7 protein-coding genes and 2 riboswitches are annotated in these 9,026 nt (G+C 67.0%); of the genes, 5 read left to right on the top strand and 2 right to left on the bottom strand.

The window, feature by feature from the left end; all coding sequences use genetic code 11:
* Window positions 1–609: 609 nt before the first annotated feature.
* The gene (locus PUN71_RS21475) at window positions 610–1,248 is read right to left on the bottom strand and encodes a VOC family protein (RefSeq protein WP_043452941.1); all 639 of its coding nucleotides are present in this window, start codon (window positions 1,246–1,248) and stop codon (window positions 610–612) included.
* 161 nt (window positions 1,249–1,409) lie between these two features.
* Window positions 1,410–1,524, top strand: a riboswitch (SAM riboswitch).
* 45 nt (window positions 1,525–1,569) lie between these two features.
* Between PUN71_RS21475 and PUN71_RS21470 the strand changes: the two genes are divergently transcribed.
* The 4 genes from PUN71_RS21470 (at window position 1,570) to PUN71_RS21455 (ending at window position 7,023) form a co-directional block, all read left to right on the top strand.
* A complete protein-coding gene (locus PUN71_RS21470; RefSeq protein WP_277800033.1) occupies window positions 1,570–2,886 on the top strand; it encodes a bifunctional o-acetylhomoserine/o-acetylserine sulfhydrylase in 1,317 nt (438 codons plus the stop codon).
* Between the two features lie 168 nt (window positions 2,887–3,054).
* Window positions 3,055–3,170: riboswitch (SAM riboswitch) on the top strand.
* Between the two features lie 12 nt (window positions 3,171–3,182).
* Entirely contained in the window at window positions 3,183–4,298 is a 1,116-nt protein-coding gene (gene metX, locus PUN71_RS21465; protein ID WP_277800032.1) for a homoserine O-acetyltransferase MetX, read from the top strand.
* 201 nt (window positions 4,299–4,499) lie between these two features.
* Complete coding sequence (locus tag PUN71_RS21460) at window positions 4,500–5,882, top strand: MFS transporter (protein ID WP_043452932.1); 1,383 nt, start codon at window positions 4,500–4,502, stop codon at window positions 5,880–5,882.
* A gap of 4 nt (window positions 5,883–5,886) precedes the next feature.
* Complete coding sequence (locus PUN71_RS21455; RefSeq protein WP_277800031.1) at window positions 5,887–7,023, top strand: zinc-binding dehydrogenase; 1,137 nt, start codon at window positions 5,887–5,889, stop codon at window positions 7,021–7,023.
* Window positions 7,024–7,051: 28 nt separating this feature from the next.
* On the opposite strand, the gene PUN71_RS21450 is transcribed toward PUN71_RS21455, so the two are convergent.
* Window positions 7,052–7,957 (bottom strand): LysR family transcriptional regulator, encoded by a 906-nt coding sequence (locus tag PUN71_RS21450; RefSeq protein ID WP_277800030.1) that lies wholly within the window; start codon window positions 7,955–7,957, stop codon window positions 7,052–7,054.
* 140 nt (window positions 7,958–8,097) lie between these two features.
* Here PUN71_RS21450 and mmsB point away from each other — a divergent pair, with 140 nt between their 5' ends.
* Window positions 8,098–9,018, top strand: a complete 921-nt coding sequence (gene mmsB, locus PUN71_RS21445) for a 3-hydroxyisobutyrate dehydrogenase (protein ID WP_277800029.1) — start codon at window positions 8,098–8,100, stop codon at window positions 9,016–9,018.
* Window positions 9,019–9,026: the final 8 nt, after the last annotated feature.

Genomic DNA, 9,026 nt, shown 5'->3' with positions numbered 1-9,026 from the left:
CCAGCCGTTCCAGCCGGAGCTCATACCGCCGCTGCAACACATCCACATCAGTGCCTCCATGGGCGCCGGAAGCCAAAGCAGCATCCTCCCGGTCCAGCGCGTGAAGGGCGGCAACAGAGGCAGAAATACCCTCCGTCACAACCCCAACACCGCTGCTGATTCCCATACCCACATCATCCAACGAGGGTCCGACAATCAGGCCTGCTGCCGCCCGCGGGAAGGCGGCCCAACGTGCCGCGCCCAAGCCCGACCGCTGCGAAAGGCGCCTCACAACAAAAGCCGCCCGCCGCCGTCGTACGGTCTCGACGCGGACGTTCCTTTCCGCCGCCCACATACCCGTTGCCAAAAGCACGCTTCGTAGCGCAGAAAAATGTCCAGCGCGAGAAGGAACATGCGCAGCGCCACGATGCGTCGTCCTATCAAAGCGCGGGCCCTACGTTCCGGGGACGAGTGATACATCGAAGCAGGAAACACGTCACGGCTGGCCCCGCCTAAATGAATTCGGCCGCCATCGGGTGGTGACGCCGTTGTCACCACCCGATGGCGGCCGAAGCGTATCCGGGCATGCCGGAGAGCGCAGATCCCGCAGGCTGCGGGAAGCAGGGATCGTCAGATGGTGACGGCTCCGTTGGCGGTTTCAAAGGTGACCGACAGGATGCCCGGCGTGCCGTGCGGGGCGACCCACTCCACGGCAACGTCCTCGAGCGGCTTCTCCACGGGCTCACCCAGCCACTCGGTCACGCGCGAAGCGGAACCGGCAATGGTCAGGCAGCTCATCTTGAGGTTGCTGGGGTAGGCGTTGGACGGGTGCAGCGACGGATCGCCTTCCCACTTGAGCATGTACGGGACCTGGGGATCCGCGATGAGCCCCAGGATTCCGATTTGCTTCCAGACCAGTTCGCGGCCGTCCGGGAACTTGCGGTTGCCGTTCACGGCAGCGCGGCCAAGGCGTTCCTCGAAGGGGGCGAGGTCGTCCACCTCGACGCACCAGCCCATCCAGCCGCCACCGGCTGCGGAACGGGCACGAACGGCCTGTCCGAACGGTGCCTTGTCCGATGCCGGGTGGTCCAGCACCTCCACAACTTCAAGGTACTTGTGCCCGGCGAGCGGGATGATCATATTCCGGGTTCCGAACCGGGGGTGCACCCCGCCCTTCACTGCCTCAACGCCGAGGGCAGTTGCAATACGTTCGGTAGTGGCCGCGAGGCCATCGTGTTCACAGGCGTAAGAGACGTGATCCATGCGCATGCGAACATCTTGGCACTTTGTGATCGGGCTCTCAGCTAAGGGTAGCCTTACTAGCATTACCGGCGCCCGGCGCCCCCGATATTCGGCGGAAACGGTGGCCGGAAGACCTTGTTCGTCACAATGCTGTCCGGGGCAAGCATCCAGTTCCTAGACTGGGCCCAGGTCATGAGCGCCAGCGCCAAGCCCCGGCTCGCTGGCCGGCAACCCTCCATCCGCGGTGGGGTGCCCCGGGTGAAGACCTGGCTGTCCGGCATCAGCCGGAAGCAAGCGCGGCCCGTACTGCTCCGAAGCATGCCGGGCCCATGTCAAAGGAGATTTGCAGTGTCCAACGGATGGTCCTTCGAAACCCGCCAGATCCATGCAGGGCAGGAGGTTGACAGCGCCACGGGAGCCCGTGCCCTGCCGATCTACCAAACCACGTCCTTCGTGTTCCCCTCGGCCGAAAGCGCCGCCAACCGTTTCGCCCTGGCTGAGCTCGCCCCCATTTACACACGGATCGGCAATCCCACCCAGGACGCCGTGGAGCAGCGCATCGCCAGCCTGGAGGGCGGCCTGGCTGCGCTGCTGCTCAGCTCCGGGCAGGCTGCCGAAACGTTCGCCGTGCTGAACATCGCCGAGGCCGGCGACCACATCGTGGCCAGCCCAAGCCTCTACGGCGGAACCTACAACCTCTTTGCCCACACGCTGAAGAAGTTCGGCATCTCCGTCACGTTCGTAGCCGATCCGGACAACCTGGACCAGTGGCGCGACGCCGTCCAGCCGAATACCAAGCTCTTCTTCGGCGAAGTGGTGTCCAACCCGCGCCAGGACGTCCTGGACATCGAGGGCATTTCCAGGGTCGCCCACGAGGCAGGCGTCCCCTTGATCGTGGACAACACCCTCTCCACCCCGTACCTGATCCGCCCGCTGGAGTGGGGGGCGGATATCGTGATCCACTCGGCCACCAAGTACTTGGGTGGACACGGCTCGGCCATCGCCGGCGTCATCGTCGATTCCGGAAAATTCGATTTCAGCGAGGACCCCGAACTGTTCCCCGGCTTCAACACCCCGGACCCCACCTACAACGGTCTTGTCTACGGCCGCGACCTCGGAGCAGGCGGCGCCCTGGGCGCCAACCTGTCCTACATCCTCAAGGCCCGCGTCCAGCTGCTGCGGGACCTGGGCTCGGCGGTATCGCCGTTCAACGCATTCCTCATTTCCCAAGGACTTGAGACGTTGAGCCTGCGGGTGGAACGGCATGTCGCCAACGCCACGGAAGTGGCGCGCTGGCTGGAGGCCAGGGACGACGTCGAATCGGTCGCCTACGCGGGGCTGCCGTCCAGCCCCTGGTATGAGCGTGGCCGCAAGTACGGGCCCAAGGGGACGGGCGCCGTCGTCGCCTTCAACCTGGCCGGCGGCGCGGAGGCGGGCAAGCGCTTCGTCGACGCCCTTGAGCTGCACTCCCATGTGGCCAACATCGGCGACGTCCGCTCCCTGGTCATCCACCCGGCGTCGACCACCCACAGCCAGCTTTCCCCGGAACAGCAGGCGGTGGCCGGGGTGAACCCGGGGCTGGTGCGGCTGTCCGTCGGACTGGAACACATCGATGACATCCTGGCGGACCTGGAAGCGGGGTTCCGCGCCGCCAAGGACGCTTAGCAGGCAGCCGGCCGCAGGCAGCAGGCAGCCGGCCGCACGGGGCACGGAGCCCAGGGCGTCGGGAGCGCATGCAACCGCCGCCCGAACGCTCCGGCGGCGGCAAGCGGGGAAGTCACAACCGGTCATACTCTTGGCCTGGTGCGGGGGGTGTTTCGTACACTCGTACCAGGTCATGAGTGCCAGTGACAGCCCCGGCTTGCTGGCCGGCAACCCTCCTTCCGCGGTGGGGTGCCCCGGGTGAGGACCTGGCCTGCCGGTCAGACGACGGCAGGCAAGCGCGTAGAAGAGGTCTTGCCATGACGGTTACCGTCACCCGTACCACCGCCCCTGAGCACGGAATTGTCCGTTACGCCTCCATTGGCGGACTGGAGCTTGAAGCCGGGGGATACCTTCCCGACGTTACGCTGGCCTACGAAACCTGGGGCACGCTGAACGCCGACGGCAGCAACGCCATCCTGATCGAGCACGCCCTGACCGGCAGCACGCACGTGACCCGCGGCGACACCGACGAAGAGGGCTGGTGGGAACAGCTTGCCGGGCCGGGTGCCCCCGTGGACACCGACCGGTTCTTCGTCGTATCGGTCAACATCGTAGGCGGCTGCTACGGGTCCACAGGGCCGTCCTCGCCGGCCCCGGATGGAGCCCCGTGGGGTTCCCGTTTTCCCCTCGTCACACTCCGCGACAGCACCGTCGCGGAAGCCAGGCTGGCGGACCAGCTGGGCGTCAAGAGCTGGTTCGCGGTCCTGGGCGGATCCATGGGCGGCGCCCGCGCGCTGGAATGGGCCGTCACCTACCCGGAGAGGGTGCAGCGCTGCGCCGTCATTTCCGTCGGCGCCGCCAGCACAGCGGAACAGATCGCCTTTGCACAGGCCCAGACCCTGGCCATCAGGCAGGATCCGCACTTCAACGGCGGCGATTACTACGGCGGCCCCTGCCCGGAGGACGGGCTGGCGCTCGCCCGGCGCATCGCCCACATCACCTACCGCTCGGCGGCGGAACTTGAGGGCCGCTTCGGCCGGGCGCCCCAGGCGCCGGAGTCGCCCCTCCAGGGGGACGTGCTCGCGGCCCGCGGCCGCTACCAGGTTGAAAGCTACCTGGACCACCAGGGCAACAAGCTCGTGAAGCGCTTCGACGCCAACAGCTACATCGCCCTGACTGAGGCGCTGATGAGCCACGACGTTTGCCGCGGCAGGGGAACACTGGCAGAGACCCTCGCCAGGTCCACTGCGCGGTTCTTCGTGGCAGCCGTTGACTCCGACCGGCTGTATTTCCCGTCGCAATCCCGGGAACTCGCCCAGGCGTTGCCCGGGGACGTGGACGTCCACGTTATCCAGGCGCCTATCGGACATGACGGTTTCCTCACCGAAATCGGCCAGCTGGGGCACCAGTTGCGGAGCAGCTTCCTGGTCTAGAAGGCAAGGCGCATCCCCACTCCTGCGGGTCCCGGGTCAGGGCGGATGTGCATTCCTGCAGATGCCCTCTGCACTATTCGGCGTTGAGGTTGCACTCAGTGCAGACCATACTCATCGAATCCGGCTTTCGTGGTGTGCATCACACCCGGCTGCCACCGATTTGGTCCCCGTGGTGTCGACGACGACGCCGAAGGAGTTCACATGAGTACGGAAAACTCCGCCGCAAGGCGCACAGAGGAAACTGACATCAAGGCCTCCGGCCTCAAGAAAGTGGTCACCGCGTCCATGGCCGGCACGGTCGTGGAGTGGTACGAGTTCTTCCTCTATGCGTCAGCTGCCACGCTGGTCTTTGGAAAGGCCTTCTTCCCCAATGCCGGCACCGAACTGGACGGCATCATCGCCGCCTTCCTCACCTACGCCGTCGGCTTCGTGGCCCGGCCCATCGGCGGCATCGTCTTTGGCCACTTCGGTGACAAGTTCGGCCGCAAGAAGCTGCTGCAGCTGAGCATCATCCTGGTGGGCGTGTCCACGTTCCTCATGGGCTGCCTGCCCACGTTCCAGCAGATCGGGTACTGGGCTCCGGCGCTGCTGGTCTTCCTCCGCTTCGCCCAGGGCTTCGCCGTCGGCGGGGAATGGGGCGGCGCCGTCCTCCTCGTCGCCGAACACAGCCCCAGCAAGTCCCGCGGCTTCTGGGCCAGCTGGCCGCAGTCCGCGGTGCCGCTGGGCAACCTGCTGGCCACGGCCGTGCTGTTCATCCTGTCTTCCACCCTGACCCAGGACGCCTTCCTGGGCTGGGGCTGGCGCGTGGCGTTCTGGCTGTCCGCCGTGATCGTCCTGATCGGCTACTACATCCGCACCAAGGTCAACGATGCCCCCATCTTCCTGGAAGCCCGCAAGGAGGTGGACGCCGGCCACAAGGGCTACGGCGTGGCCGAGGTGTTCCGGCGCTACCCGCGCGGCGTGTTCACCGCCATGGGCCTGCGTTTCGCGGAGAACATCCTCTACTACCTCGTGGTGACGTTCTCCATCACCTACCTGAAGACCGTGGTGCAGGCCGATACCACGCGCATCCTGCTGCTGCTGCTCCTTGCCCACGCCGTCCACTTCGCCGTCGTGCCCATGGTTGGCAAGCTGTCGGACCGCTTCGGCCGCAAGCCCGTCTACATGGCCGGCGCCATTATGGGTGCAACGTGGGGCTTCTTCGCCTTCCCCATGATGGACACGAAGAACGACGCCATCATCCTGGCCGCCATCATGATCGGCCTGGTGTTCCACGCCTTCATGTACGCCGGGCAGCCCGCCATCATGGCCGAAATGTTCCCCACCAGGATGCGCTACTCCGGCGTCTCCCTGGGTTACCAGGTCACGTCGATCGTGGCCGGTTCCCTCGCCCCGATCATCGCCGCCTCGCTCCTGGGCACCTACAAGTCCTCCGTCCCCGTGGCGGTCTACCTCCTCATCGCCTGCGCCATCACCGCCGTCGCGGTCTTCTTCCTGAAGGAAACCCGGGGCATCTCGCTGCACGACGTTGATGCCGCCGACGCCAAGGGCACGGCAGACCTGCTCGCTGCCAGCAAGAAGTAGGCCCATGAAGGCCGCCGTCCTCTACTCCACCGTTCCCGCCCCGCCCGGGGCCGAGGGAAAACAGAGCTACGCCGAGTCCCGGCCGCTGGTGGTGCAGGAGCTGGAGCAGCCGGAGCCGCGGGCCGGTGAGCTGGGAGTTTCCGTCACCTACTCGAGCCTGTGCCATTCGGACCTTTCCGTGGTGGACGGTTCACGCGTCCGGCCGCTTCCCATGGCTTTGGGCCATGAAGCGGTGGGCCGGGTGGTGTCCGTGGGCGACGGCGTCTCCGACGTGTCCGTGGGCGACCATGTGGTGCTGGTCTTCGTCCCCAGCTGCGGCCAGTGCCGGGCCTGCCTGTCCGGCAGGCCCGCCCTGTGCCACCGGGCAGCTGAGGTGAATGGATCCGGAGACCTGCTCCATGGCCCGGCACTGTTGCGGACGCCGGCGGGGGAGCGGATCAATCACCACCTGGGCGTTTCCGCGTTCGCTGATTACGCGGTGGTTGCGCGCGAATCAGTGGTGGTGATTGACGACGACGTTCCGGACACTGTGGCGGCGATGTTTGGTTGCGCCGTGCTCACCGGAATGGGAGCGGTGTTCAACACCGCCGGAGTCGGCCCCGGCCAGTCCGTGGCAGTGTTCGGCCTGGGAGCGGTGGGCCTGTCCGCCGTGATGGCGGCCCGCCTGGCCGGGGCCGCCAGCGTGATCGCCATCGATCCCAACCAGGGGAAGCATCAGCTGGCCCGCGACGCCGGGGCCACCGCGGTGGGGACGCCGGAGGACGCGGGGCGGCTGATTGACGAAGCAGCCGGCGACGGCGTCGACGTTGCCATCGAAGCGGTGGGCTCGGCCGGTGTCATCGCGTCCTGCCTGGAGCTGGTCACCAGGGGCGGCGCGGTGGTCTCCGTGGGCCTGCCGCATCCGTCCGCCCAGCTGACCGTGCCGGCGCTGCAGTTCGCCGGTGCAGGCAAACGGCTGCTCGGCTCCTACATGGGTGACGCCGTGCCGGCGCGCGATATCCCCGCGTACCTCGGCTACTGGCGGGAGGGAAAGCTGCCGGTTGAGCTGCTGCACTCCGACACGCGGCCGCTCAGCGAGATCAATGAAGGGCTGGACGCCCTGGCCTCGGGTCACGTGGTCCGGCGGCTCTTCCGGGCCTGAGGCACCCACGCCGGCGTCCCGGCCGGGCTCAGCCGGACAGCAGTGCGGAGCGGTCCCTGACTTCGTCCTTCAGGGCAGAGATCACCGCCTGCACCCGTGCCGACCGCAGCGACTCCGGCCGGGCGACAGCCCAGATGGGGAGCTGGCGTTCAAAGACGGCCGGCAGGACCGGGACGACGTCCGCGTCTGCCGCCAGGAAGTTCGGCAGCAGCCCAATGCCGGCGCCCTGCCGCACGGCTTCCACCTGGGCGAACACGCTCGTGGCCTGGAAGCTTGTCCGGGGCGCCGGAAGCTGCGCTGACCAGCGCGGCCCAAGCTCCTCCACCTGCAGCGCCGACTCAACGTACGACACAAATGCATGCTGCCCCACGTCGTCGAGCGTTTCGGGCAGGCCGTGGCTGGCGGCGTAACCGGGGCTGGCGTAGAGGCGCAGGTAGTAGTTGCTGAGGAAAATGGTCTGCTCTGTGGTCACGTCCGCCCTGCCGACGACGACCTCCAGGTCCACGCCGGACCGGTTCTGGCTGACTTTCCGGGTTGCACTTAGCATCTCGATGTTCAGCAGCGGGTGCTGCTGCTGGAGGCGCACCAGTGACGGGGTGACGAAGACGGCCCCCACGCCGTCAGTGGTGGCCACGCGGACCAGGCCGGAGAGCGCGCCCTGGTCCTGGCTGATCAGGCCGGACAGCGAGCCCAGCGTGGCCTCAATGGACTCCGCCGCCTCCACCGCCGCCGCACCAAGCTGGGTCAGCTCCCAGCCGTGCGGGCTGCGCTCCAGGGTGCGGCCACCCAGTTGCCTGTCCAGCGCAAGGATGCGGCGGGAAATGGTGGTGTGGGTGGTTCCCAGGGTTTCCGCCACTGCGTTGAAGCGGCCGAGGCGGGCGACGGTCAACAGGATGAGCAGGTCGTCCGGGCTTGGCAGGCGTCTCGAGTCCACGCTGGGCCTTCCATTGAGTAATGTGCATCAATGCACAGAGCGTCTGTGATTTTTCCCCTTGATTGCACCTTAGCAGTGGTGTGATGGTGGACACAGACACTCCGGCCGACGCGCCGGAAGGGAAGCAAAGGAGCTTACACATGGCAGTTATTGGTTGGATCGGCCTGGGCAACATGGGGGGCCACATGTCCGCGAACCTGGTGGACGCCGGCCATGAGGTGCGCGGCTTCGACCTCAATCCCGCCGCGCTGGCAGCCGCGGATGCACGCGGGGTTACCCGTGCGGCCGGCATCGCCGATGCCGTCCAGGGTGCCGATGTTGTGTTCACCATGCTCCCGAAGGGCGAACACGCCCGCGCCGTTTACCTCGGGGAGGACGGTGTGCTGAAGCACGCGGACACCCGCACCCTGCTCGTCGACTCGTCCACCATCGACGTCGCCTCCGCCCAGGAACTGCACGACGCCGCTGCTGCCGCCGGCTTCCGCTTCGTGGACGCCCCGGTCTCGGGCGGAATGAGCGGCGCGGAGGCCGGAACCCTGACTTTCATGGTGGGCGGTGAAAAGGGTGCCGTGGAGGAAGCGGCCGGGTACATCGGTCCCATGGCAGCGAACATCATCCCCACCGGTGGCCCCACCACCGGGCAGGCGGCAAAGATCTGCAACAACCTGATGCTCTTTATCAACCTTGCCTCCACCGCCGAGGGCGCGGTGCTGGCGGACCGGCTGGGCCTGGACAAGCAGGTCTTCTGGAATATCGCCTCGGTCTCCTCCGGCGACTCGTGGGCCCTGCGGACCTGGTACCCGGTGCCCGGGGTGGTTCCCACCGCCGCCTCCAACAACGACTTCGCGCCCACCTTCACCACGGAGCTGGCGAACAAGGACATCGGGCTTGCCATCAGCGCCGCCGAAGACACCGGCACGCCCCTGGAGATCGGCCGGCACGTCCAGCAGCTCTTCCAGCGGCTCATCGACGCCGGCGACGCGGGCAAGGACTGCTCCATGATCATCAAACTCGTGGACTGCTCGCTGGAGCCCGCCACGCAGACCCCGTCAGCACAGTAGGCATACGG

The sequence above is a fragment of the Arthrobacter sp. NQ7 genome, assembly GCF_029581595.2.
Lineage (GTDB): Bacteria > Actinomycetota > Actinomycetes > Actinomycetales > Micrococcaceae > Arthrobacter > Arthrobacter phenanthrenivorans_B.
Note: the sequence above shows the minus strand (reverse complement) of the source record. Positions and strands in the feature narration are given on the sequence as shown.